Origin of the sequence: Streptomyces sp. NPDC090106 (assembly GCF_044747265.1) — a bacterium.
Lineage (GTDB): Bacteria > Actinomycetota > Actinomycetes > Streptomycetales > Streptomycetaceae > Streptomyces.
Map to the genome: position 1 here is coordinate 868061 of NZ_JBIVDS010000002.1, position 23064 is coordinate 891124.

General features: G+C 71.8%; 25 protein-coding genes and 1 riboswitch. Of the genes, 19 read left to right on the top strand and 6 right to left on the bottom strand.

What is annotated here, in order from left to right; all coding sequences use genetic code 11:
- The first annotated feature begins 34 nt into the window (after window positions 1-34).
- The 8 genes from lepB to ACIPSE_RS09510 all read left to right on the top strand — a co-directional run bounded on the left by lepB (window position 35) and on the right by ACIPSE_RS09510 (window position 6743).
- A complete protein-coding gene (gene lepB, locus ACIPSE_RS09475) occupies window positions 35-814 on the top strand; it encodes a signal peptidase I (RefSeq protein WP_401659458.1) in 780 nt (259 codons plus the stop codon).
- Window positions 804-1310 carry an NUDIX hydrolase gene (locus tag ACIPSE_RS09480; protein WP_401659460.1) on the top strand — a complete coding sequence of 169 codons (507 nt, stop codon included), beginning with the start codon at window positions 804-806 and terminating at the stop codon, window positions 1308-1310. Before lepB ends, ACIPSE_RS09480 begins: the two co-directional genes overlap by 11 nt.
- Window positions 1311-1366: 56 nt before the next feature.
- Complete coding sequence (locus tag ACIPSE_RS09485; RefSeq protein WP_003965949.1) at window positions 1367-1675, top strand: DUF2469 domain-containing protein; 309 nt, start codon at window positions 1367-1369, stop codon at window positions 1673-1675.
- Window positions 1676-1807: 132 nt separating this feature from the next.
- Window positions 1808-2179 carry a YraN family protein gene (locus ACIPSE_RS09490; protein WP_401659462.1) on the top strand — a complete coding sequence of 124 codons (372 nt, stop codon included), beginning with the start codon at window positions 1808-1810 and terminating at the stop codon, window positions 2177-2179.
- Window position 2180: 1 nt separating this feature from the next.
- On the top strand, window positions 2181-3806 hold the full coding sequence (locus ACIPSE_RS09495; protein WP_401659464.1) for a YifB family Mg chelatase-like AAA ATPase: 1626 nt from the start codon (window positions 2181-2183) through the stop codon (window positions 3804-3806).
- Window positions 3803-4966 carry a DNA-processing protein DprA gene (dprA, locus tag ACIPSE_RS09500; RefSeq protein ID WP_401659467.1) on the top strand — a complete coding sequence of 388 codons (1164 nt, stop codon included), beginning with the start codon at window positions 3803-3805 and terminating at the stop codon, window positions 4964-4966. The genes ACIPSE_RS09495 and dprA overlap by 4 nt, the downstream gene beginning before the upstream one ends.
- A gap of 282 nt (window positions 4967-5248) precedes the next feature.
- A complete protein-coding gene (gene whiG / locus ACIPSE_RS09505) occupies window positions 5249-6091 on the top strand; it encodes an RNA polymerase sigma factor WhiG (protein WP_401659470.1) in 843 nt (280 codons plus the stop codon).
- Between the two features lie 94 nt (window positions 6092-6185).
- Entirely contained in the window at window positions 6186-6743 is a 558-nt protein-coding gene (locus ACIPSE_RS09510; protein WP_401659789.1) for a TetR/AcrR family transcriptional regulator, read from the top strand.
- Between the two features lie 89 nt (window positions 6744-6832).
- On the opposite strand, the gene ACIPSE_RS09515 is transcribed toward ACIPSE_RS09510, so the two are convergent.
- Window positions 6833-7396 (bottom strand): peptidoglycan DD-metalloendopeptidase family protein, encoded by a 564-nt coding sequence (locus ACIPSE_RS09515; RefSeq protein WP_401659473.1) that lies wholly within the window; start codon window positions 7394-7396, stop codon window positions 6833-6835.
- A gap of 247 nt (window positions 7397-7643) precedes the next feature.
- On the opposite strand from ACIPSE_RS09515, the gene rpsB reads away from it, so the two are divergent.
- The 11 genes from rpsB (at window position 7644) to ACIPSE_RS09570 (ending at window position 18296) form a co-directional block, all read left to right on the top strand.
- Complete coding sequence (gene rpsB / locus ACIPSE_RS09520; protein ID WP_401659475.1) at window positions 7644-8537, top strand: 30S ribosomal protein S2; 894 nt, start codon at window positions 7644-7646, stop codon at window positions 8535-8537.
- A 95-nt stretch (window positions 8538-8632) separates the two neighbouring features.
- Window positions 8633-9469 carry a translation elongation factor Ts gene (tsf, locus tag ACIPSE_RS09525; protein WP_401659477.1) on the top strand — a complete coding sequence of 279 codons (837 nt, stop codon included), beginning with the start codon at window positions 8633-8635 and terminating at the stop codon, window positions 9467-9469.
- Between the two features lie 179 nt (window positions 9470-9648).
- Window positions 9649-10407 (top strand): UMP kinase, encoded by a 759-nt coding sequence (pyrH, locus tag ACIPSE_RS09530; RefSeq protein ID WP_401659480.1) that lies wholly within the window; start codon window positions 9649-9651, stop codon window positions 10405-10407.
- Window positions 10408-10574: 167 nt separating this feature from the next.
- Window positions 10575-11132, top strand: a complete 558-nt coding sequence (frr, locus tag ACIPSE_RS09535; RefSeq protein WP_046261972.1) for a ribosome recycling factor — start codon at window positions 10575-10577, stop codon at window positions 11130-11132.
- Window positions 11133-11260: 128 nt separating this feature from the next.
- Entirely contained in the window at window positions 11261-12256 is a 996-nt protein-coding gene (locus ACIPSE_RS09540; protein ID WP_401659483.1) for a phosphatidate cytidylyltransferase, read from the top strand.
- A 360-nt stretch (window positions 12257-12616) separates the two neighbouring features.
- Complete coding sequence (locus ACIPSE_RS09545) at window positions 12617-13066, top strand: NUDIX domain-containing protein (RefSeq protein WP_401659486.1); 450 nt, start codon at window positions 12617-12619, stop codon at window positions 13064-13066.
- A gap of 9 nt (window positions 13067-13075) precedes the next feature.
- Complete coding sequence (locus ACIPSE_RS09550) at window positions 13076-13252, top strand: hypothetical protein (RefSeq protein WP_401659489.1); 177 nt, start codon at window positions 13076-13078, stop codon at window positions 13250-13252.
- Between the two features lie 43 nt (window positions 13253-13295).
- Window positions 13296-14402, top strand: a complete 1107-nt coding sequence (gene rlmN / locus ACIPSE_RS09555) for a 23S rRNA (adenine(2503)-C(2))-methyltransferase RlmN (protein WP_401659492.1) — start codon at window positions 13296-13298, stop codon at window positions 14400-14402.
- Between the two features lie 34 nt (window positions 14403-14436).
- A riboswitch (TPP riboswitch) is annotated at window positions 14437-14543 on the top strand.
- Complete coding sequence (locus tag ACIPSE_RS09560) at window positions 14540-15616, top strand: thiamine ABC transporter substrate binding subunit (protein WP_401659495.1); 1077 nt, start codon at window positions 14540-14542, stop codon at window positions 15614-15616. (Overlaps the previous riboswitch by 4 nt.)
- 59 nt (window positions 15617-15675) lie before the next feature.
- The gene (locus ACIPSE_RS09565) at window positions 15676-17277 is read left to right on the top strand and encodes an ABC transporter permease (RefSeq protein ID WP_401659498.1); all 1602 of its coding nucleotides are present in this window, start codon (window positions 15676-15678) and stop codon (window positions 17275-17277) included.
- Complete coding sequence (locus tag ACIPSE_RS09570; RefSeq protein WP_401659500.1) at window positions 17277-18296, top strand: ABC transporter ATP-binding protein; 1020 nt, start codon at window positions 17277-17279, stop codon at window positions 18294-18296. Before ACIPSE_RS09565 ends, ACIPSE_RS09570 begins: the two co-directional genes overlap by 1 nt.
- Window positions 18297-18364: 68 nt before the next feature.
- On the opposite strand, the gene ACIPSE_RS09575 is transcribed toward ACIPSE_RS09570, so the two are convergent.
- The 5 genes from ACIPSE_RS09575 to ACIPSE_RS09595 form a co-directional block, all read right to left on the bottom strand.
- The gene (locus ACIPSE_RS09575) at window positions 18365-19066 is read right to left on the bottom strand and encodes an LAETG motif-containing sortase-dependent surface protein (RefSeq protein WP_401659503.1); all 702 of its coding nucleotides are present in this window, start codon (window positions 19064-19066) and stop codon (window positions 18365-18367) included.
- Between the two features lie 147 nt (window positions 19067-19213).
- Window positions 19214-20335, bottom strand: a complete 1122-nt coding sequence (locus ACIPSE_RS09580) for an LOG family protein (protein ID WP_401659505.1) — start codon at window positions 20333-20335, stop codon at window positions 19214-19216.
- 36 nt (window positions 20336-20371) lie between these two features.
- On the bottom strand, window positions 20372-20785 hold the full coding sequence (locus ACIPSE_RS09585; RefSeq protein ID WP_401659508.1) for a VOC family protein: 414 nt from the start codon (window positions 20783-20785) through the stop codon (window positions 20372-20374).
- Between the two features lie 61 nt (window positions 20786-20846).
- Window positions 20847-22259 carry a hypothetical protein gene (locus ACIPSE_RS09590; RefSeq protein WP_401659511.1) on the bottom strand — a complete coding sequence of 471 codons (1413 nt, stop codon included), beginning with the start codon at window positions 22257-22259 and terminating at the stop codon, window positions 20847-20849.
- Window positions 22241-22990 (bottom strand): ABC transporter ATP-binding protein, encoded by a 750-nt coding sequence (locus ACIPSE_RS09595; protein ID WP_401659514.1) that lies wholly within the window; start codon window positions 22988-22990, stop codon window positions 22241-22243. Before ACIPSE_RS09595 ends, ACIPSE_RS09590 begins: the two co-directional genes overlap by 19 nt.
- Window positions 22991-23064: the final 74 nt, after the last annotated feature.

A 23064-nucleotide genomic window follows, 5' to 3' on the forward strand; every position in this document is an offset into this window, starting at 1 on the left:
CCGGGCCAGGTACCGCCGGGTAGGGTGCGGACCCATGGGTGGCGAGAGCACGACACGTACGGCCCCGCAGCGCGGTGGCACCTACACGGGCCCGGTGGGCAGCCGGACCGGACAGCGACTGTCCGGCCTGGCCGTCGCACTGGGCCTCGTGCTGTTCCTGGGCGGATTCGCCTGGGGCGCGGTGGTGTACCGCCCGTACACCGTGCCCACCAGTTCGATGGCGCCCACCATCGACGCCGGTGACCGGGTGCTGGCGCAGCGCATCGACAGCGGCGACATCCACCGCGGCGACGTCGTCGTCTTCACCGACAAGACCTGGGTGACCAACGCGCCCGTCGTCAAGCGCGTGGTCGCGGTCGGCGGGGACACCGTGTCCTGCTGCACCGAGGGCAAGCTGAAGGTCAACGGCAAGCAGATCGACGAGCCGTATCTGCCCGCGGACAGCCTCGCCGAGTGGAAGAACATCCCCGAGGTGACCGTCCCCAAGGGGCGTCTGTTCCTCCTCGGCGACGAGCGCCAGGGCTCCCTGGACTCCTCCGCGCACCTCACCGACGCCGCGAGCGGCACGGTGGCGGCGAGCGCCGTGACGGCCCGCGTGGACGCCGTCGTCTGGCCGATGGACGGCATGCTGAAGCAGCCGACCGGCTTCGAGACCCTGGGCGCGCTGTCGTCGCCGGGCCCGCTCAGGCTGATCACCGCCCTGATCGTGGCCGGCGCGGTGCTGGTCCTCGGCGGCGGTGCCTACGGGCCGGTGGCCAAGCGGCTGGGCGGCCGTCGGACCCGGACGGGCGAGGGGTCCGCGGGTGTCCGCTGACGCCGAGCCCGCGGACCACCCGCGCAAGGTGGCCCGGGTCGTCCTGCTCGACCCCGACGACCGCATCCTGCTGCTGTACGGCCATGAGCCCGACGACCCCGACGACAACTGGTGGTTCACGCCGGGCGGGGGCCTGGAGGGCGAGGAGACCCGGGAGGAGGCGGCCCTGCGGGAGCTGGTCGAGGAGACCGGGATCACCGACGTGGAACTCGGTCCCGTGCTGTGGCGGCGCAGGTGCTCCTTCCCCTTCGCGGGACGGCGCTGGGACCAGGACGAGTGGTACTACCTGGCCCGTACGCGCTCGACGGCCGTGGCCCCCCGGGCGCTGACGGAGCTGGAGCGGCGCAGCGTCGCCGGAGCGCGCTGGTGGACCTGTGCGGAACTGACCCGGGCTCATGAGACGGTGTATCCGACCAGACTCGCCGAGCTGCTCCGCAGGCTGCTCGACGAAGGTCCCCCGGCCGGGCCCGTGACCCTTGACACCGAAATCGTCTAGGGGCGGACGGGACTGGCGCACAATGGTGGGATCGCACGGCTGAAGGGGAACATGCCATGAGCGCCGAGGACCTCGAGAAGTACGAGACCGAGATGGAGCTCAAGCTCTATCGCGAGTACCGCGATGTCGTCGGTCTGTTCAAGTACGTGATCGAGACCGAGCGGCGTTTCTACCTGACCAACGACTACGAGATGCAGGTGCACTCGGTCCAGGGTGAGGTGTTCTTCGAGGTCTCGATGGCCGACGCATGGGTCTGGGACATGTACCGGCCGGCCCGGTTCGTCAAGCAGGTGCGGGTACTCACGTTCAAGGACGTGAACATCGAGGAGCTGAACAAGAGCGACCTGGAGCTCCCGGGCGGCTGATGCCCGGAGGGCTGATACCCGGGGGCGCTCACCCCCGAGGGTGACGGGGTTGTCCACAACCGCCGAGCAGTCCACCAAGATCCACTAGGCGGGCGGATCCGCGTGATCGTCGGTGCCGGAGGTGGTGCCGACATGAACACGAACCTGGCACGCAACGCACTCGGCAAGTACGGCGAGACCCTGGCCGCCCGGCGGCTGGAGCAGACCGGGATGACGGTCCTGGAGCGCAACTGGCGCTGCGGCAGGACCGGAGAGATCGACATCGTGGCGCGGGACGGGGACGTCCTGGTCGTCTGCGAGGTCAAGACCCGGCGGACGGGTGCCTTCGAGCACCCCATGGCCGCCGTGACCCCCGAGAAGGCCGAGCGGCTGCGGAGCCTGGCCGCGTCCTGGATCCACGCCCACGGGGGAGCACCACCCGGAGGCGTCCGCATCGACCTCGTCGGGGTGCTGCTGCCCGAGCGCGGCGCCCCCCTCGTCGAGCACGCGCGAGGGGTGGCCTGACATGGGATTCGCCCGTACGTGCTCGGTCGCGCTGGTCGGCGTCGAAGGCGTGGTCGTCGAGGTCCAGGCCGACCTGGAGCCCGGGGTCGCGGCCTTCACGCTGGTGGGGCTGCCCGACAAGAGCCTGACCGAGAGCAAGGACCGGGTCCGCGCCGCCGTCGTCAACTCCGGTGCGGCCTGGCCCGCGAAGAAACTGACCGTGGGGCTGAGCCCCGCCTCCGTGCCGAAGAGCGGAAGCGGCTTCGACCTCGCCGTCGCGGCGGCCGTGCTCGGCGCCTGCGAACGCGTCGACCCCCGCGTCCTCACCGACATCGTGATGATCGGCGAGCTGGGCCTCGACGGCCGGGTGCGCCCGGTGCGCGGCATCCTGCCGGGCGTGCTGGCCGCCGCCGACGCGGGCTTCGAGCAGGTCGTCGTACCCGAGTGCGCCGCCGCCGAGGCGTCCCTGGTGCCCGGGGTGTCGGTCCTCGGCGTGCGCAGCCTGCGGCAGCTCATCGCGATCCTGGCCGACGAACCCGTACCCGACGAGGAACCCGACGACGACGGCCGCCCCGACCCGCTGCTCGCCGGACTGAGGATGCCCGGGACGGGCGCGGCCACCGGCATGCACAGCGCGGGCGCCGCCGGGCACGACGTCGGCCACGACCTGGCCGACGTCGTGGGCCAGCACTCGGCGCGCACCGCGGTCGAGGTCGCGGCGGCCGGCGGTCATCACCTGTTCCTGGAAGGACCGCCCGGCGCGGGCAAGACCATGCTCGCCGAGCGGCTGCCCGCCGTCCTGCCCCGGCTGACCCGCGAGGAGTCGCTCCAGGTCACCGCCGTGCACTCGATCGCGGGCCTGCTCCCGCCCGGCAAGCCGCTGATCGACACCGCCCCCTACTGCGCCCCGCACCACTCGGCCACCATGCAGTCCCTGGTCGGCGGCGGCCCCGGGATCGCCCGCCCCGGCGCGGTCTCCCTGTCCCACCGGGGCGTCCTGTTCCTGGACGAGACCCCGGAGTTCGGCAGCCACGCCCTCGACGCGCTCCGCCAGCCCCTGGAGGCCGGCCACGTCGTGATCGCCCGCAGCGCGGGGGTGGTCCGGTTCCCGGCCAAGTTCCTGATGGTGCTCGCCGCCAACCCCTGCCCCTGCGGACGCTTCTCCCTCACCGACGACTTCTGCGAATGCGCCCCGGCCGCGATCCGCCGCTACCAGGCCCGGCTCTCCGGCCCCCTGCTCGACCGCGTCGACCTGCGCGTCGAGGTCGACCGCGTCACCCGCGCCCAGCTCACCGACCGGGACGCCCGGGGCGAGTCGACCGAGGTGGTGGCCGGGCGCGTCCGGGCGGCCAGGGAACGCACGGCGGCCCGTCTCGCCGGCACCCCCTGGCACACCAACAGCGAGGTGCCGGGACGCGAGCTGCGCAGCCGCTGGCACGCGCGCCCCGGGGCGATGGACGAGGCCGAACGCTGCCTCGAACGCGGCGTCCTGACGGCCCGTGGCCTGGACCGGGTGCTCCGGGTCGCGTGGACCGTCGCCGACCTGCTCGGCCACGACCGGCCCGACGCCACCGACGTCGCCCTCGCCCTGCAACTGCGCACCGGGGTCCCCAGGGGCGTCCCGATGGCCATCGGAGCGCTCACATGAACGCCCCGGACACCGATCCGGGCCGTGAGCTGCTCGCGCGGGTCTTCCTCACCCGTGTCCTGGAACCCGGGGACGAGACCGCCGGGCGCTGGCTGCGCGAGCACGGCGCGTGCGAGGTGGCGCGCCGACTGCGGGGCGGGCGCGAACCCCTCCCCGGGGTGAGCGGGAAGCGCTGGGCCGGGCTCGTGGCCCGCGCCGGGAAGGCCGAGCCGCTCGGCGATCTCCGGGTCGCGCGGGAGGCCGGGGTGCGGTTCGTGGCGCCCGGCGACACCGAGTGGCCCGGACAGCTCGACGACCTCGGCGACGCCCGGCCGGTCGGGCTGTGGGTGCGGGGGCGGGCCGACCTGCGGATGTGGGCCCTGCGGTCCGTGGCCGTGGTCGGTGCCCGCGCCTGCACCGAGTACGGGGCGCACATGGCGGCCACCCTGTCCGGCGGGCTCGCCGAACGGGGCTGGGTCGTCGTCTCCGGGGGCGCCTACGGCGTCGACGGCGCCGCCCACCGCGGGGCGCTCGCGGCCGGCGGGGCGACCGTCGCGGTGCTGGCCTGCGGGGTCGACCGGCCCTATCCGCCCGGCCACAGCCAGTTGATCGACCGGATCGCCGAACAGGGTCTCGTGGTGGGGGAGTTGCCGCCGGGCGACCATCCCACGCCCAGCCGGTTCGTGCTGCGCAACCGGGTGATCGCCGCGCTGACCCGGGGCACCGTCGTCGTCGAGGCCGCCTACCGCAGCGGCTCGCTGGTCACCGCGCGGGCGGCCCAGCGGCTCGGCCGGCACACCATGGGCGTGCCCGGCCCCGTGACCAGCGGACTCTCCGCCGGGGTGCACGAACTGCTGCGCGGCGAGGCGGCGCTGGTGACCGACGCCGCGGAAGTCGTCGAACTCGTCGGCGACATGGGGGAGCTGGCCCCCGAGCGGCGCGGCCCCGTGCTGCCGCTCGACCTGCTCGCGCCCGGCGCCCGCACCGTCCTCGCCGCGCTGCCGTCACGCGGCGCCGCCACGGCGGCCGAGGTCGGACGGGGTGCCCAGACGACCGAGGACGAGGCGATCGCGAGGCTGTACGAGCTTCGGTCACTTGGTTACGTCGAACGACACGGCGACGGCTGGAAGTTGACACGCCATGCAGTGATCTCGGTCCGGGCCGGTCGGAGTCGCTGCTGACCGAGCGTGTTCGGCCGTCCGGGGGAACGCCGAAAGCCTTGGGAATTCCCGCAGTTGACGTCTCGCCGTGATCACGGAGCGTGGTTGCCGTGACACGGTGGGGCGGTAAAAGGAACGTATCTGCGCACGCCTCCGGGCCCGTCCTTCGCGCACCGCGACACTCCAGTCACGCTACGCTCACGTGGATTCCGGACAGACCGGCACCTCGACACCAGACCTACCGCATGGCCGACAGCTCACCCATGCAGTCCCACTTCACGGCAGAACGACACAAGGCGACGAATGCCCCAGCACACCTCCGGGTCCGACCGGGCGGCCTTCCCCCCACCCGCCCGCGACGGTGGCAGCGTGCGGCCGCCCGCTCCCTCGACGCTCGACGAGCTGTGGCGCTCGTACAAGGCGACGGCCGACGAGCGGCTGCGGGAGCAGCTCATCCTGCACTACTCGCCACTGGTGAAGTACGTGGCGGGACGCGTGAGCGTGGGACTGCCGCCCAACGTGGAGCAGGCCGACTTCGTCTCCTCCGGGGTGTTCGGGCTGATCGACGCGATCGAGAAGTTCGACATCGAGCGCGAGATCAAGTTCGAGACCTACGCCATCACCCGGATCCGCGGCGCGATGATCGACGAGCTGCGCGCCCTCGACTGGATCCCCCGGTCGGTGCGGCAGAAGGCGCGCAACGTGGAGCGGGCCTACGCGACCCTCGAGGCCCGCCTGCGGCGCACGCCCTCGGAGACCGAGGTGGCCGGCGAGATGGGTATCGCCGTCGACGAACTCCACGCCGTCTTCAGCCAGTTGTCGCTGGCCAACGTGGTGGCGCTGGAGGAGCTGCTGCACGTCGGGGCCGAGGGCAGCGACGGCCTGAGCTTCATGGACACCCTGGAGGACACCGCCGCGGACAACCCCGTGGAGGTGGCCGAGGACCGGGAGCTGCGCCGGTTCCTGGCGCGGGCGATCAACACCCTGCCCGACCGGGAGAAGACCGTCGTCACGCTCTATTACTACGAGGGCCTCACCCTGGCCGAGATCGGCAACGTCCTGGGCGTCACCGAGAGCCGGGTCAGCCAGATCCACACCAAGTCGGTCCTGCAATTGCGGGCGAAACTGGCCAGCTTCGGTCGTTGACCTGGCCGAATGCGGAGACCTCGGGGCGGGTGACTCCCGTCCGGGGTGACGCGTCCGTAGAGTGGTTGACGTGCCAAGGATTCGAGCGGCCTCCGTGGCCGAGCACCGGTCGATGCAGCGAGCCGCCCTGCTGGACGCGGCTCGGTCGTTGCTGTCCGAGGGCGGGACGGAGGCGCTGACCTTCCCGGCCCTCGCCGAGCGGACGGGCCTTGCGCGGTCCTCCGTGTACGAGTACTTCCGGTCCCGGGCCGCGGTGGTCGAGGAACTGTGCGAGGTCGACTTCCCCGTCTGGGCCGCCGAGGTCTCGGCCGCGATGGGCCTGGCCGAGGGGCCGGAGGCCAAGGTCGAGGCGTATGTGCGCCGGCAGCTGGCCCTGGTGGGGGACCGGCGGCACCGGGCCGTCGTCGCCATCTCCGCGAGCGAGCTGGACGCCGGGGCCCGGGAGAAGATCCGGGCCGCGCACGGCGGGCTGGTCGCGATGATCGTCGAGGCGCTGGCCGAGATGGGGCACGAACAGCCGCGGATGGCGGCGATGCTGCTCCAGGGCGTCGTGGACGCGGCGGTGCGGCGGATCGAGCTGGGGGCGGCCGAGGAGCCGTCGGTGATCACCGAGGCGGCTGTGGCGATGGCGCTGCGGGGCGTGCGGGGCTGACGGTGGTGGGCCCCGGAGCGGGGGCCGCCTGCCGCGCGGGGCGGGTGCCGCCCGCGCCCACCCCACGACTGCCCGCGGGCCGGGTGCGCTCAGGCGGGCAGGGGCACGCCCAGGACCGGTAGCAGCATCGGTGGGGTGCTGTGCAGGAGCCATGGGGGCAGCAGTGTGAGCGGGTCCAGGTAGGTCCTGCCTCTGCGCAGGCCCCAGTGGACGCACGGGGCGGTGCAGTGGGAGCCCGCCGGCTCGACCCTGCCGACCGTCTCGCCCGGGGCCACCTCCGCGCCGCGGGGCACCGTCGCCCGTACGGGTTCGTACGTCGTGCGCAGGTCCGTGCCCGCCAGGTCGATCGAGAGCACCCACTTTCCGGCCACCTGGCCCGCGAAGGCCACCCGGCCGGCCGCCACCGCGCGCACCGGGGCGCCCGGAGCCGCCGACAGGTCCACTCCCCGGTGGCCGCGGCCGTAGACGGTCGCCGGGGGCTCCCAGCCGCGCAGGACCGGCGGACGTACCCCCACCGGCCAGGCGCGGGCCACGGCCGGTGCCGGCGGGGGCGGCGGAGGCGCGGGCGGGGCGCCGGTCACCGGGGGTGCCGGCAGCAGGGCCAGAGCCAGGGCCAGGAGACAGGTCAGGGCGGGTCCGAGGGGCTGTCGCATGGCGCAAGCGTCCCGGGCGGACGCCGATCATGGCCGGGACCTGTGGACCGCAGGCCGCATGTGGACAGCGGCGTCACCCGGTACCTCGCGGGTCCCGTACACTTCTTCTGGCGATCCGGGTCACCGGGTCGACTTCGCACGCCCCGACACGGCGGCCGGCAACGGTCCCTGTCAGCGCCCCTCGGTCCTTAGCGGCACGGCGCACGCGGGCGTCAGGACATAACCGAGAACACCAAGGAGAACGGCCATGGCCGTCGTCACGATGCGGGAGCTGCTGGAAAGCGGCGTCCACTTCGGTCACCAGACCCGTCGTTGGAACCCGAAGATGAAGCGGTTCATCTTCACGGAGCGCAACGGCATCTACATCATCGACCTGCTCCAGTCGCTGTCGTACATCGACCGCGCCTACGAGTTCGTCAAGGAGACCGTCGCCCACGGCGGCACGGTCATGTTCGTCGGCACGAAGAAGCAGGCGCAGGAGGCCATCGCCGAGCAGGCCACCCGCGTCGGCATGCCCTACGTCAACCAGCGCTGGCTGGGCGGCATGCTCACCAACTTCTCCACCGTCTACAAGCGTCTGCAGCGCCTCAAGGAGCTCGAGCAGATCGACTTCGAGGACGTCGCCGCTTCCGGTCTCACCAAGAAGGAGCTTCTCGTGCTCTCGCGCGAGAAGGCCAAGCTGGAGAAGACCCTCGGTGGTATCCGCGAGATGCAGAAGGTGCCCAGCGCCGTCTGGATCGTGGACACCAAGAAGGAGCACATCGCGGTCGGCGAGGCCCGGAAGCTCAACATCCCGGTCGTCGCCATCCTCGACACCAACTGCGACCCCGACGAGGTCGACTACAAGATCCCGGGCAACGACGACGCGATCCGCTCCGTCACCCTGCTCACCCGTGTGATCGCCGACGCCGTCGCCGAGGGCCTCATCAGCCGCTCGCGCGTCGCCACCGGTGACAAGGGCGAGAAGGCCGCGGGCGAGCCGCTCGCCGAGTGGGAGCGCGACCTGCTCGAGGGCGAGAAGAAGGCTGACGAGGCTCCGGCCGCTGAGGCCGAGGCCGCCCCCGCCGCTGAGGCCGAGGCCGCTCCGGTCGCCGAGGCCCCCGCCGAAGAGGCTCCGGCCGCCGAGGCCGAGCAGGCCTGACCCCTCACCCCTTCGGGTCTACTGACGGCGGGGGCCCACCAGCCCCCGCCGTTCGGCCCGTAGATCTTCAGACTTCGAGAGAGATTCCAGGAATCATGGCGAACTACACCGCCGCCGACGTCAAGAAGCTCCGCGAGCTCACCGGCGCCGGCATGATGGACTGCAAGAAGGCCCTGGACGAGGCCGAGGGCGATGTCGACAAGGCCGTAGAGGCCCTGCGCATCAAGGGCCAGAAGGGCGTCGCCAAGCGCGAGGGCCGCTCCGCCGAGAACGGCGCCGTGGTCTCCCTCATCGCCGACGACAACACCTCCGGTGTCCTGGTCGAGCTGAAGTGCGAGACGGACTTCGTCGCCAAGGGCGAGAAGTTCCAGGCCGTCGCCCAGCAGATCGCCGAGCACGTCGCCGCGACCTCCCCGGCCGACATCGCCGCCCTGCTCGCCTCCGAGATCGAGGCCGGCAAGACCGTCCAGGCGTTCGTGGACGAGGCCAACGCCAACCTCGGCGAGAAGATCGTCCTGGACCGCTTCGCGCAGTTCGCCGACGGTTTCGTCTTCTCCTACATGCACCGCACCATGCCCGACCTGCCCCCGCAGATCGGTGTCCTGGTCGAGCTGGACAAGGCCGACGCCGACCTGGCCAAGGGCATCGCCCAGCACATCGCCGCCTTCGCGCCGAAGTACCTGGCCAAGGAGGACGTGCCGGCCGACGTCGTCGAGTCCGAGCGCCGCGTCGCCGAGGAGACCACCCGCGCCGAGGGCAAGCCCGAGGCCGCCCTGCCGAAGATCGTCGAGGGTCGCCTCAACGGCTTCTTCAAGGACGCCACGCTGCTCGGCCAGCCGTACGCGCTGGACAACAAGAAGTCCGTCCAGAAGGTCCTGGACGAGGCCGGTGTCACCCTGAAGCGCTTCACGCGCATCAAGGTCGGCATCTGAGTCCGTACCGCGATCGACGCGCGAGGCCGATAGGGTCGACCGCAGTCGTCCGGTACGCCGCCACGCACGCGCGTGGCGGACGACAGCAGATCTGACGAGGAGGCCATTGCCGCGCATGGGACACGAACCAGTTCCCACCGGCAATGGCCTTCTTGCATGTGCACCATGAGGAGAATCCGATGACCACCAAGGCCACCAAGAGCGACGACGGCAAAGTACGCGGCCGGTTTCTGCTGAAGCTGTCCGGAGAGGCCTTCTCCGGCGGTGGGGGCCTGGGTGTGGACCCGGACGTGGTGCACAAGATCGCCCGGGAGATCGCGGCCGTGGTCCGTGACGGCGCGGAGATCGCGGTCGTCATCGGCGGCGGCAACTTCTTCCGCGGCGCGGAGCTCCAGCAGCGCGGCATGGACCGCGCCCGCTCCGACTACATGGGCATGCTCGGCACCGTGATGAACTGCCTCGCCCTCCAGGACTTCCTGGAGAAGGAGGGCATCGACAGCCGCGTGCAGACCGCCATCACCATGGGCCAGGTCGCCGAGCCGTACATCCCGCTGCGTGCCGTGCGCCACCTGGAGAAGGGCCGCGTGGTCATCTTCGGCGCCGGTATGGGCATGCCGTACTTCTCCACCGACACCACCGCCGCCCAGCGCGCCCTGGAGATCGACGCCGAGGCGCTGCTGATGGGCAAGAACGGCGTGGACGGGGTCTACGACTCCGACCCCAAGCGCAACCCCGACGCGGTCAAGTTCGACTCGCTCGGCTACGGCGAGGTCATCACCCGCGACCTCAAGGTCGCCGACGCCACCGCGATCACCCTGTGCCGCGACAACAAGCTCCCGATCCTCGTCTTCGAGCTTCTGGCGGAGGGCAATATCGCGCGCGCCGTCAAGGGTGAGAAGATCGGCACGCTTGTGGGTGACCAAGTCAGCCAGGGCTGACGACATCGGCCGGGACCGGGACAACGGCTCGTGCCGATGACCCTGACCGGGGGATGGACAATGTCCTGCCGGTCGGGAACCGTGCAGGAAGAAGACGCGACGCAGCCGGCCGCCGCCACCGTCAAGGAACCGCAGCCGGGCCTACTCAAGACACGCAGGAGCAAGTGGTGATCGAAGAGACCCTCCTCGAAGCCGAGGAGAAGATGGAGAAGGCCGTCGTGGTCGCCAAGGAGGACTTCGCCGCGATCCGCACGGGCCGTGCGCACCCGGCGATGTTCAACAAGATCGTCGCCGACTACTACGGTGCGCCGACGCCGATCAACCAGCTGGCCTCGTTCTCCGTGCCGGAGCCGCGCATGGCCGTCGTGACCCCGTTCGACAAGACCGCGCTGCGCAACATCGAGCAGGCGATCCGAGACTCCGACCTGGGCGTCAACCCCAGCAACGACGGCAACATCATCCGAGTGGTGTTCCCCGAGCTGACGGAGGAGCGCCGCCGCGACTACATCAAGGTCGCCAAGGGCAAGGCGGAGGACTCGCGTGTGTCCATCCGCTCGGTCCGCCGCAAGGCCAAGGACGCGATCGACAAGCTCGTCAAGGACGGCGAGGTCGGCGAGGACGAGGGCCGCCGTGCGGAGAAGGAGCTCGACGACGCGACGCACAAGTACGTCGCCCAGGTGGACGAGCTCCTGAAGCACAAGGAAGCGGAGCTTCTCGAAGTCTGATGAACGACTCTTCCTGGGGGGCGTCGCCTCACGCCGGGTACTGGGGGCCGACCGACCAGGGGCCTGTCCAGGGGGCTGCCCCGGCGGGTCCCGCGTACGATGCGCCCAAGGCGCAGCAGACTCGCCCCATGCCCATCGTGCCCGACGTACCCGCGTATGGCGGGGACCAGGATGACGACCGGGGGGCCGCTCGGCTGAGTGGCCCCTTGTTCCGCGACGAGAGCCCGCAGACGCCGACCTCAGGGACGGTGCAGCAGAATCCGGAGCCCATGCCCGACCCCTCGCAGCCGGCTCCCGCGCCGCAGAAGAAGAGCGCGGGGCGTGATCTGGGTGCGGCCATAGGAGTCGGCGTCGGGCTCGGTGCGGTCATCATCGCGTCGCTGTTCGTCGTCAAGGCCGTCTTCGTCGGTGTGGTCGCGGTCGCGGTCGTCGTCGGGTTGTGGGAGCTGACGTCCCGGCTCTCCGAACGCAAGGGGATCAAGGCGCCGCTGGTGCCGCTCGCGGTCGGCGGTGCCGCCATGGTGGTCGCCGGCTACGTCCGCGGCGCCGAGGGGGCCTGGCTCGCCATGGCGCTCACCGCGCTGGCGGTGCTCGTCTGGCGGATGACGGAACCGCCCGAGGGGTACCTCAAGGACGTCACGGCGGGTGTCTTCGCGGCGTTCTACGTCCCGTTCCTCGCCACGTTCGTGTCGATGATGCTGACGGCCGAGGACGGCCCGCAGCGCGTCGTCACGTTCCTGCTCCTCACGGTCGTCAGCGACACCGGGGCGTACGCCGTCGGCTGGCGCTTCGGCAAGCACAAGCTCGCCCCGCGCATCAGCCCCGGCAAGACCCGCGAGGGCCTGCTCGGCGCGGTGTCCTTCGCCATGGTCGCGGGCGCCCTGTGCATGCAGTTCCTCATCGACGACGGCACCTGGTGGATGGGCCTCCTGCTCGGCCTCGCCGTCGCCGCGAGCGCCACGCTGGGCGATCTCGGCGAGTCGATGATCAAGCGTGACCTCGGCATCAAGGACATGGGCACCCTGCTCCCGGGCCACGGCGGCATCATGGACCGCCTGGACTCCCTGCTTCCGACGGCGCCGGTGGTGTGGTTGCTGCTGGTGCTGTTCGTGGGCAGTGGCTGAGGTTCTGGTTCTGGTTCTGTTCTTCTCGGTTCACCCCTTCTGTGCGCGGTGCTGGCGCGGGAGGGGTGAGTCGTTTGTCGGGTGGGGGCAGGGGGCCATGGCGCCGCGCCGCGTTAGCGGCACATGGATACGGCATGGACCGCCTGGACTCCCTGCTCCCGACGGCGCCGGTGGTGTGGTTGCTGCTGGTGCTGTTCGTGGGCAGTGGCTGAGGGCCTGGTTTTCTGTTCTCTCCGGCTCACCCCTTCCGTGCGTACGATCGGCGCGGGAGGGGTGAGGCGTGTGTGGGGTGACGAGGCGGGGCTGACGGCGTGGCTGCGGGGGCAGGGCGTCGGGTGTGACGGGTGGGGCGCCCGGGGCGTGAAGTCCGTGTCGGATCTGCTGGCGGAGGTCCGGGCGGGGGAGTCGACGCTGCTGGACGGGCCGGTGCGGCGGGTCGAGGTCGTGTCCCTGCGGGTGCGGCGCGGCGGGCTGTGGCTCACCGAGGTCCGGCAGGTGCTGCGCGACGGGAGCGAGCGGACGCGTGCCGCGCCGCCCTCCGAGAAGAGGAAACCCGGCGAGACGGTGGCCGAGACCGCCGCGCGCTGCGTGCGCGAGGAGCTGGGACGCGAGGCAACCGCGGTGGACGCGGCGAGCGTCTCGACCCGGGAGAAGCACGAGGTCTCGCCGTCCTACCCGGGCCTGCCCTCCCACTACCGGCTGCACACGGTCGACGTGGAGGTGCCGGACCTGCCCGACGGGGCCTTCTCGACGGAGGAGACGGGCGACAGCGCGGTCGTCGTGCACGTGTGGGAGTGGCGGAAGCCGTAGGGGGAGCACATGGCGCGGGCGCGTCTGGAGGACGACGGCACCTACAGCGGCGATCTGCCGTGCGGCTGGTGCGACGCTCTCCTCAGCCAGGACGGCCGCCGCAGGCCCCGCCGGTACTGCGGTCTCTGGCACCGGACGAAGTCCTACGGCAGCAACGCCGTCGTGGTGATCCTCGGCCTGTTCTGAGCCGAACGGGGCACCTCCGGCGATCTGCGACACTGGTACAGCCATGCCTAAGCCCGGAGAACTTACTTTCGTAGCGCCGCGCGGAGCCAAGAAGCCGCCGCGGCATCTCGCCGATCTCACGCCCGCCGAGCGCAAGGAGGCGGTCGCGGAGATCGGGGAGAAGCCGTTTCGTGCGAAGCAGCTGTCCCAGCACTACTTCGCGCGGTACGCGCACGACCCCGCGGAGTGGACGGACATTCCCGCCGCGGCCCGTCCCAGGCTCCAGGAGGCGCTGCTTCCGGAGCTGATGACCGTCGTGCGGCATCTGTCGACGGACCAGGGGACCACGCGCAAGACGCTGTGGCGGCTGTTCGACGGGACGCTCGTCGAGTCGGTGCTGATGCGGTACCCGGACCGGGTCACCATGTGCATCAGCTCGCAGGCCGGCTGCGGAATGAACTGCCCGTTCTGCGCGACCGGGCAGGCCGGGCTGGACCGGAACCTGTCCACCGCCGAGATCGTGCATCAGATCGTCGACGGGATGCGGGCGCTGCGCGACGGCGAGGTGCCGGGCGGGCCGGCCCGGCTGTCGAACATCGTCTTCATGGGCATGGGCGAGCCCCTCGCCAACTACAAGCGGGTCGCGCAGTCGATCCGCGCGCTCACCGACCCCAACCCCGACGGCCTCGGGCTCTCGCAGCGCGGCATCACCGTGTCGACGGTCGGGCTCGTGCCCGCCATCCACCGGTTCGCCGACGAGGGCTTCAAGTGCCGCCTGGCGATCTCCCTGCACGCGCCGGACGACGAGCTGCGCGACACCCTCGTCCCCGTCAACACGCGCTGGAAGGTCCGCGAGGTCCTCGACGCGGGCTTCGAGTACGTGGCGAAGAGCGGCCGGCGGCTGTCCATCGAGTACGCGCTCATCCGGGACATCAACGACCAGGCCTGGCGCGGCGACCGTCTCGGACGGCTCCTGCGCGGCAAGCCCGTGCACGTCAACCTCATCCCGCTGAACCCGACCCCGGGTTCCAAGTGGACCGCCTCGCGGCCCGAGGACGAGAAGGCGTTCGTCGAGGCCATCGCGGCCCACGGGGTGCCGGTGACCGTCCGGGACACCCGGGGGCAGGAGATCGACGGGGCCTGCGGTCAGCTCGCGGCCACCGAGCGGTAACCTGGGCTCGCACACCGTTGTAGTACGACATTTTCATATCCGACAGGGGAGCGCTCCAGCGCTGAGAGTGCGGCACCAGGCCGCAGACCCTCTGAACCTCGCCCAGGTCATTCTGGGTAGGAAGTTCGGTCATCACCGTGAACACCAAGAAGTATTGGGCTGTCCTCGTCGGCCTCGGTCTCGTCTCGCTGTCCGCGTGCGGGTCCGGGGCGTCGGACTCCGCAGGCTCCGGCTCCAAGACCGTCACCCTCGTCAGCCATGACTCCTGGGCCGTCTCCAAGGACGTCCTCGCCGCCTTCGAGAAGAAGTCCGGCTACAAGGTCAGGGTCCTGGAGGACGGCGACGCCGGGCAGGCCGTCAACAAGGCGATCCTCACCAAGGACAACCCGCAGGGCGACGTCTTCTTCGGCGTCGACAACACCCTGCTGTCCCGGGCGCTCGACAACGGCCTCTTCCAGTCGTACGAGGTGAAGGGCGCCGACACCATCGAGGCGGAGTACCGCGTCGACGGCGACCGGCACCGCGTCACCCCCATCGACGCCGGCGACATCTGCGTCAACTACGACAAGGCGTACTTCAGCGAGCACGACCTGGCGCCTCCGACGTCCTTCGACGACCTGATCAAGCCCGCGTACAAGGACCTCCTCGTCACGGAGAACGCCTCCACGTCCTCCCCGGGGCTCGGGTTCCTGCTCGGCACCGCCGCGAAGTACGGAGACGACGGCTGGCAGGCGTACTGGACGAAGCTCAAGGCCAACGGCGTGAAGGTCGTCGACGGCTGGGAGCAGGCGTACAACGAGGAGTTCTCCGGGTCGGCCGGCGGGAAGAAGGCCAAGGCCGACCGGCCGCTCGTCGTCTCCTACGCCTCCTCGCCGCCCGCCGAGGTCATCTACGCCGACCCCCGGCCCAGCACCGCCCCCACCGGCGTCGCGACCGGCACCTGCTTCCGCCAGGTCGAGTACGCGGGCCTGCTGAGCAACGCGGAGAACAGCGCGGGCGGCAAGGCGCTGCTGGACTTCCTGGTGAGCAGGACGTTCCAGGAGGACATGCCGCTCAACATGTTCGTCTACCCGGTGGTCCAGGGCGCGGCCGTACCCGAGGAGTTCACTCAGTACGGTCCGCAGGCCGAGGACCCCGAGACCATGGAACCGGCGAAGATCGCCGGCAACCGTGACGACTGGGTCAAGTCGTGGACGTCGCTCGTACTGAAGTAGCCCCCCGCGCGCCCCGCGCGACCCCGCGGTGGAAGGGGAACGCGGCGCGGCTCGGGCTGATGGCCCTGCCCGTCGCGTTCTTCGGCGTCTTCTTCGCCTATCCCGTCGCCGCGATCCTCGCGCGCGGGCTGAAGGCCGACGGGGTCTGGCGGTTCGGGCGGATCGCCGAGGTCCTCGGGCAGTCCGACATCCGGCACGTGCTGTGGTTCACCACCTGGCAGGCGCTCGCCTCCACCGCGCTCACGCTCGCGGTCGCCCTGCCGGGCGCCTATGTGTTCGCCCGCTACGAATTCCCCGGCAAACAGGTCCTGCGGGCGATCGTCACCGTCCCCTTCGTGCTGCCGACCGTCGTCGTCGGTACGGCGTTCCTGGCGCTGGTCGGGCGGGGCGGGCTCCTCGACGCACTGTGGGGGCTGCGGCTGGACACGACCGTGTGGGCGATCCTGCTCGCGCACGTCTTCTTCAACTACGCCGTCGTCGTCCGGACCGTCGGCGGACTCTGGGCGCAGCTCGACCCACGGCAGGAGGAGGCCGCGCGGATGCTGGGCGCCTCGCCGTGGCGGGCCTGGCGGCGGGTCACCCTGCCCGCGCTGGCGCCCGCCGTGGCCGCCGCGGCCCTCATGGTCTTCCTGTTCACCTTCACCTCCTTCGGTGTCGTGCAGATCCTCGGCGGACCGGCCTTCTCCACTCTGGAGGTGGAGATCTACCGGCAGACCTCGGAGATCTTCGACCTCGCCACGGCCGCTGTTCTCACGATCGTCCAGTTCGCCGCCGTCGGCGCGATCCTCGCCCTGCACGCCTGGACCGTACGGCGGCGGGAGAGCGCGCTGCGGCTCGTCTCGCCCGAGGTGACATCGCGGCGCCCGCGCGGGGCCCGGCAGTGGGCGCTGCTGGGCGGCGTCCTCGTCACGATCGCCGTGCTGCTGGTGCTGCCCCTGGCCGTGCTCGTGCAACGGTCGCTGGACACGCCCGACTTCGGCTACTACCGGGCGCTCACCGAGTCCGACGGGGGTGTCTTCCTCGTGCCGCCCATCGAGGCGATCGGCAACTCGCTGGAGTACGCCGTCGTCGCCACCGTCATCGCGGTCGTCGTCGGCGGGCTCGCCGCCGCCGCGCTGACCCGGCGGGACGCGGGACGGTTCGTGCGGGGCTTCGACGCGCTGCTGATGCTGCCGCTCGGGGTGTCGGCGGTGACCGTCGGGTTCGGGTTCCTGATCGCGCTGGACGAGCCGCCGCTGGATCTGCGGGCCAGCTGGATCCTGGTGCCGCTCGCGCAGGCGCTGGTGGGGGTGCCGTTCGTGGTGCGGACCATGCTGCCGGTGCTGCGGGCCGTGGACCGGCGGCTGCGGGAGGCCACCGCCGTGCTCGGCGCCTCGCCCTGGCGGGTGTGGCGGGAGGTCGATCTGCCGCTGGTGCGGCGGGCGTTGCTGATCGCGGCCGGGTTCGCCTTCGCGGTGTCGCTGGGCGAGTTCGGGGCGACGGTGTTCATCGCGCGGCCCGACAACCCGACGCTGCCGGTCGCCGTGGCCCGGCTGCTGGGCCGGGCCGGGGACCTCAACTACGGCCAGGCCATGGCTCTTTCGACGATTCTGATGGTGGTGTGCGCGGCGGCCCTGCTGGTGCTGGAGCGGCTGCGGACCGATCGGACGGGTGAGTTCTGATGTCGCTGCTGAAGCTGGAGCGCGCGACCGTACGGTTCGGCGGCCGGGCCGTCCTGGACGCGGTGGACCTCGGGGTCGAGGAGCACGGGATCGTGTGCGTGCTCGGGCCCAGCGGCAGCGGGAAGTCGACGCTGCTGCGGGCGGTCGCCGGACTTCAGCATCTCGACGAGGGGCGGGTGCTGCTCGACGGGCGGGACCAGGCGCGGGTGCCCGCGCACCGGCGGGAGATCGGCCTGATGTTCCAGGACCATCAGCTCTTCCCGCAGCGGGACGTCGGCGGGAACGTCGCCTTCGGGCTGCGCATGCACGGGGTGGCCAGGGCGGAACAGGGCGGCCGGGTGCGCGAGTTGCTGGAGCTGGTGGGGCTGCCGGGGGCGGCCGGGCGGGCCGTCGCCTCCCTCTCCGGTGGTGAACAGCAGCGGGTGGCGCTCGCGCGGGCGCTCGCGCCCCGGCCGCGCCTGCTCATGCTCGACGAGCCCCTCGGACAGCTCGACCGTTCGCTGCGCGAACGCCTGGTCGTCGAACTCCGCGAACTGTTCGGCAAGCTGGGCACCACGGTGCTCGCCGTCACGCACGACCAGGGCGAGGCCTTCGCGCTCGCCGACCGGGTCGTCGTCATGCGGGACGGGCGGATCGCCCAGTCCGGTACGCCTCTTGAGGTCTGGCAGCGGCCCGCCGACGAGTTCGTCGCGCGGTTCCTCGGCTTCGAGAACGTCGTCGAGGCCACCGTCGCGGGCGGGAGCGCCGACACCCCCTGGGGGAGGCTCCCGGTCCCCGCAGGGGCCCCGGAGGGCGTGCGGGGCCTGCTCGTCCGGCCCGCGGGCGTACGGCTCGCGGACACGGGGCTGCCGTGCACCGTCACCGCCCGCACCTTCAAGGGCACCCATGTCGCCGTGCGGCTCCAGCCTCAGGGCGGTGCGCCGCGTCTGGAGGCGGCGTGCGCGCTGCGCCGGGCGCCGGCGGTCGGGGACGCGGTGCGGGTGGAGTTCGACGCGGACGACACCGTCGTACTCGGCTGACACCGCTTCGGACGTGACTGTGGCCCGCCCCCTGACCGAGGGCGGGCCACAGCGGCTTGCGGTACCGACTAGCGGGTGCCCGCTCCACGACGGCGGAGGCCGAAGAACACCGCGCCGCCACCGAGGGCGACCAAGGCGACCGCGATGCCCGCGATCACGCCGGTGTTGGAGTTGGCGCCGGTCTCGGCGAGGTTGGACTCACCGGCCGCCGGGGTCGGGACGTTGCTGGAGGTCTCCGCGGGAGCGGTGCTGCTCTCGGAGGCCGACGGGGTCGGGCTGTCGGACTCCTCCTCGGCCGGGGTGGACTCGGACTCCGACGGCGACGGCGTGGCCGTCGGGGTCGGGGTCTCGTCCTCGCCCTTGCAGGCGGTGGCCGGGGTCGTCACGTTCGGGCTGATGTCGTCACCCTTGATGTAGGGCAGGGCGACCACGTGGACGCGGTACTCCGCGTTGGGCTGCCAGGCCTCCTCGAAGGTGATGGTCGTGCCCTCCTTGGAGCCCTTGACCGTCTGCTCGCCGACCTTGCGGACGTCGGCGTTGTTCTCCACGAGGTACACGGAGACGGTGGCCTCGACGCCGGCCTTGTCGACGTCGGTGACGGTGATGACGCCCTGGGTGCCATCGCACTTGGCCTCGGCGGAGAACTCGCCGATGTTGCAGGCCAGCGCGGTGCCGGAAGCGCTGAGCGCGAGCGCGGCCGAGGCGGAGGCGACCCCGAGGGCGCGAGCGGAACGGGCGATGGTGCGGCGGGATATGGACAGAACTGCCACGTTTGTCCTTTACAGAATGCGCAATTGCGGGGGGTGGACGGGGTGATGATGTGACATCAACATTCCCAACAGACTCACAGGTTTATAAGCGTGGCGTAAGAAGTGTCAACGTGTAGGCGGGTTACAAGTGTTGACTTTGCCTCGTTATTAACCGGCGAGACGTTTCAACGCCTCGGGAGCCTGCTCGATTCGGTCAACCAGGGCGATTCGCGACTCCATCGAACGTTCCCGGGCGAGTGACTGCAGGAGCGGCCAGGCGGGCAGCCGTTCCGTCCAGTGCGCGCGGTCCACGAGCACCATCGGCGTCGGTTCGCCGCGCGACTCGTAGTAGTTGGGCGTCGCGTTGTCGAAGATCTCCTGCACGGTGCCGGCGGCGCCCGGCAGGAACACCACACCCGCGTTCGAACGGGCCAACAGGCCGTCCTCGCGTGTGGCGTTGGCGAAGTACTTCGCGATGTGCGAGGCGAACGGGTTCGGCGGCTCGTGGCCGTAGAACCAGGTCGGGATGCCGACCGAGGTGCCGCCGCGGGGCCACCGGCCGCGCACCTCGAAGGCGGCCCGCGCCCAGTCGGTGACCGACGGGGTGAACGTCGGTGCCTTGCCGAGGAGTCGCAGTGCCTCCGTCAGCGTCTCGTCGTCGAACGGGGCCGTGTACGCGCCCAGGTTGGCCGCCTCCATGGCGCCCGGGCCACCGCCGGTGGCGACCGTGAAGCCCGAGCGGCTCAGCTCACGCCCCAGGCGCGCGGCCCCGGCGTACGCGTCCGTGCCGCGTGCCATCGCGTGGCCGCCCATCACGCCCACCACCCGGCACTCGCGCAGGAGTTCGTCCAGGGCGTCGGAGACCGCGTCGTCGTGGATCGAGCGCAGCATCGACGCGAGTATGTCGCCGTCGGCCCTGGTCCGCCGGAACCAGGTGTACGCCAGGGCGTCGGGGGTCCGCTCGTAGCCCTCGTCGAGCCCGGCGAACAACTCGTCGGGCGCGTAGGTCAGTCCGCGGTAGGGATCGAACGGCAGATCCGGGACCGGCGGGAAGATCAGCGCGCCGTCCGCGCGGACCTTGGCGGCGGCCTCCTCACGCATCCGGCAGCCGAGGAACACCGCCCCCGCGGTCTGCGTGGCGAGCAACTCCCGCGTGCGGTCGGTCAGATCGACGGCCTGGACGCGGAACCCGGCGAGGGTGCCGCGGGCCGAGACCGTCGCGTCGAACTCTTCGAGACTCTCTATCTCACGGTCGCCGTGGTGGGCCGCATGGGCGGGCATCGTCATCACCCGCCCATGGTAGGCACGCCCTCTTCTGACGCCGGATCAGCCCTCGACGGCCGACGGGTCCATCCACACGACCTCCCAGGTGTGGCCGTCCAGGTCGTCGAAGGCGCGGCCGTACATGAAGCCCATGTCCTGGATCTTCGGGGAGGCGGTGCCGCCGGCCGCGACCGCCTTCTCCACCAGCTCGTCCACCTTCGCGCGGCTCTCGGCGCTCAGGCAGATCAGCACCTCGCTGGAGCTGGAGGCGTCCACGATCTCCTTGTCGGTGAAGGTGGCGTAGAACGGCTTGGTCAGGAGCATCGCGACGATGGTGTCGCTGATGACGACGCTGGCCGCGTTGTCGTCGCTGAACTGGGGGTTGATCGAGTACCCGAGCTCCGTGAAGAACTTCTTCGCGGCGTCCAGGTCGTTCACCGGCAGGTTGACGAAGATCATCTGCTGGTACGTGCTCATCGTGGTCTCTCCCGTCGGGGTGTGTGCTGTTCGGTGGGTAGACCGCGGACGGATCCGGAACTCATCGGTCGGAGACGAGCGGAAGTGCCGCGAGTTCGGCCACGATCAGGGTGAGCGGGCCGAAGAGCACGAGGACCGCTCCCGCCCGCAGGGCCGCCGCGCTGCGCAGCGTCGTCGAGGGGGCGCCCAGGCGCAGCAGCGCGGCCGTGGTGTCGGCGCGCGCGTGCTTGGCCTCCACGGCCGCGGTCAGCAGCGTGGCGATCGTGCAGCCCGTGACCAGGAGCAGGCCGAGGGCGGTGAGCGGGCCCACGTCCGGGGTGTCCGGGCCGTACAGGCTCGTCATCGCGTACGTCCCCGACGCGACCGCGCAGACCACGCCCAGAGGGCGGCCGATCCTGGTCGCCTCGGCCATCAGGACGCGGCCGGCGAGGAGGCGGAGGGCGCCGGGGCGGGCCGACTGGAGCAGCCGGCCGCACAGGTGGGTCAGGCCCGGGCCGGCGACGGCCAGGCCCACGGCGGTGAGGAGCCAGCCGAGGAGGATGTCGGGGGCGCCGGTGAGGCCGGTGGGCAGGGGGGTGTCGCCGGCGGGGGTGCGGGCGGCGTAGGCCTCGGCGGCCAGGCCCGCGGCGAGGATCGCGATGCCCCAGGGGAGGCCCTTGGGGGGTTCCGCGGGGAGCGGGGGGAGGTCCGTGGACGGGTGGCCGTCGGTGGGGGGTGCGGCGGGGGCGGGGTCGGCCTGCCGCACCTCGCGGGTGCCGTCTGCGCCCGCCTGTGCCGCCCCGGCGGCACGACTGCCCGAGGGCTCGGCGGGCTCGGCGGGGTCGGTGGGTTCGGCGGGCTGGGCGGGCTGGGCGGTCTTGAGGCGGGCGCCGAATCGGGCGTAGGCGCCGAAGGACTCCGGACGCGTACTGGTCCCGTACGCGCCGAACCTGCCGTAGGCGCGGGGCGTGGCCTTCGGGCGGTCGTCACGGGGGCGCAGACAGAGGGCGACCGTGGTGGAGGCGAGGACGGGGACCAGGGCCAGCAGGGTGAGGGCGGCGGGGAGGGGGAGCGGACGGTCCGGGGAGAGGAACTCCGCGCCCGTTCCGTCGAAGGGCATGCCCGTCAGGTCGCCGCGCAGGTGGAGGAAGAGGAGGAGGGCCAGCATCGAGCCCAGGAGGGTCGACAGGGCGGTGGTCGCCGCCGAGACGGCCATCAGCCGGGCCGGGCCCAGGCCGATCGCGGCGAGGCCCGGGCGGGGCCGGGTGCCGGGATCGGTGCGGGCCACGGCGAGCGCGAAGTAGACCGTCGCGGCGAGCGGGGTCAGACACCAGGCCAGACGCAGCCCGGAGCCGGCCGGGTCGTCCTGGTGGCCGAGAGCGTGGCCGAGGGTGCACAGGAGGAGGAAGCCGGTGCCCGCGGAGGCCACCGAGACCAGCAGACGGCGTACCTGGACGGCCGGGCGGGCGCCGCGGCTCAGACGGAGAGCGAGCACGCGGCCCCCCGGGCTGCCGGCTGCGACTCCTGGACCGGCGGGAGATGGACGGTGTTGACGCGCCGCCCGTCCAGCAGGGACACCGTGCGGTCGGCGAGCGCGGCCGTGTCGGCGTCCGCCGTCGCGAGGACCACCGTGATGCCGTGCGAGCGGGCCGCGGTGGTCAGGGTGCGCAGGACGTGGGCGCGGTCCTGGCGGTGCAGCGGGGCCGTCGGCTCGTCCGCGAACAGGACCGTCGGGGACGGGGCCAGCGCCCGTGCGATGCACACCCGCTGGCGTTCCGGGTGGGTGAGCTCGTGGGGGCGTCTGCGGGAGCGGTCGCCGACGTCGAGGCGTTCCAGCCACTCCAGGGCGGCGACCTTGGCGCGGCGGCGGCCGGTGCCGCGGAGCATGAGCGGCAGGGCGGCGTTCTCCCAGACGTTCAGCTCGGGTACGAGGACCGGGGCCGGGTCGATCCAGCCGAAGCGGTCGCGCCGCAGCCGCTCACGGGCCGTCGGGCCCATGGTGTGCACCGGGGCGCTGTTGAACCAGACCTCGCCGCGCTGCGCGGGCAGCAGCCCCGACAGACAGTGCAGCAGGGTCGTCTTGCCGCTGCCGCGCGGGCCGCCGACCGCGAGGATCTCGCCCTCCTGCACGCCGAGCGAGACACCGCTGAGCGCGGGCGAGCCGTCGCGGTGGGTGTAGTGCAGGGCGCGGGCCCAGAGCACGTCGTTGTCGGGCGGGGCCTCCATGGGCGTACACCTCGTATCTGATCCGTTTTTCCTGTGGTCCGTCCCCCGAGCGGGGGAACGAAGACAGGGCCGAT